We start from the raw sequence: 1,082 nt of genomic DNA on the forward strand, positions 1-1,082 counted from the left end.
CGCGGCGCCGGAGGCGCGAAAATCCCAGGCGGCGCCCGAGGCCGCGGTTCCGACCCTGGCCCGCTTCGAGGATCTGGTCGCCCTGGCGGGCGAGCGGCGCGACATCCAGCTCAAGACCGTGCTGGAGCGCGACGTCCGGCTGGTGCGGTTCGAGGACGGGCATCTCGAGATCGCGCTCGAGCCCAACACGTCCAAGGCCGTCATCGGCGACCTCTCCCGCCGGCTCGGCGATCTCACCGGGCGGCGCTGGATGGTGGTGGTCTCGTCCGAGCAGGGCCAGCCCACCCTGCGGTCGCTGACCCAGGCGCGCGAGGCCGAGGCCAAGCGCGGCGTGCTGGCCGACCCGCTGGTGCAACGCGTGCTCGAGCGCTTTCCCGGCTCCGAGGTCGTGCAGGTGCGCCGGCGCGAGGTCGAGCCGCCGCCGGCCGGCCTGCCGCCCGCCCCCGAGCCGGACGACGACGACGCCCCGCCGGTGTGGGACGAGAGCGCCTACGGGGCGCACGGCCTGCCCGACGACGTCGACGACGATTTCTGAGGCCGGGCGCGATCGGGTAGGCTCGGCCGACGTTGGTTTTCCGACCCGCCCGGGCGGCCCTCGACCGGGCCGTCGCGGAGCGGACACGCACCCGCGGGGCCGCCGCGCCCCGCCCATTGCACGAGGCGATCCATGGCGAATTTCCTGGGCCTGATGAAGCAGGCCGCCGAGCTCAAGGGCAAGATGGAGACGCTCCAGGCGGAGCTCGAGCAGATCGAGGTCTCGGGCTCGTCCGGCGGCGGGCTGGTCGAGCTCACGGTGACGCCCAAGGGCGAGCTGAAGAAGCTCCGGGTCGATCCGTCGCTGATGAAGCCCGACGAGACCGAGGTGCTGGAGGATCTGATCGTCGCCGCCCACGCCGACGCCAAGCGCAAGGCCGACGCCCTCCTCCAGGAGAAGATGCAGGCCCTCACCGGCGGCCTCCCGATCCCGCCCGGCATGAAGCTGTTTTGAGCACACGGGCGCCCCGAGACGACTTGCGCTGTCGGGACGCTCCGCTTCACCTCTCCCCTGCGGGGAGAGGTCGGGGTCCGCGCGAAGCGCGGAG

1 protein-coding gene and 1 pseudogene are annotated in these 1,082 nt (G+C 73.1%); both read left to right on the forward strand.

Annotated features, from left to right (window positions below; all coding sequences use genetic code 11):
* A pseudogene (locus CH341_RS31435) lies at window positions 1-535 on the forward strand (DNA polymerase III subunit gamma/tau); the annotation flags it as partial.
* A 132-nt stretch (window positions 536-667) separates the two neighbouring features.
* Complete coding sequence (locus tag CH341_RS31440; protein WP_111423646.1) at window positions 668-988, forward strand: YbaB/EbfC family nucleoid-associated protein; 321 nt, start codon at window positions 668-670, stop codon at window positions 986-988.
* The last annotated feature ends 94 nt before the right edge of the window (window positions 989-1,082 follow it).

Source organism: Rhodoplanes roseus, from assembly GCF_003258865.1.
In the GTDB taxonomy this organism is placed as follows: Bacteria; Pseudomonadota; Alphaproteobacteria; order Rhizobiales; family Xanthobacteraceae; genus Rhodoplanes; species Rhodoplanes roseus.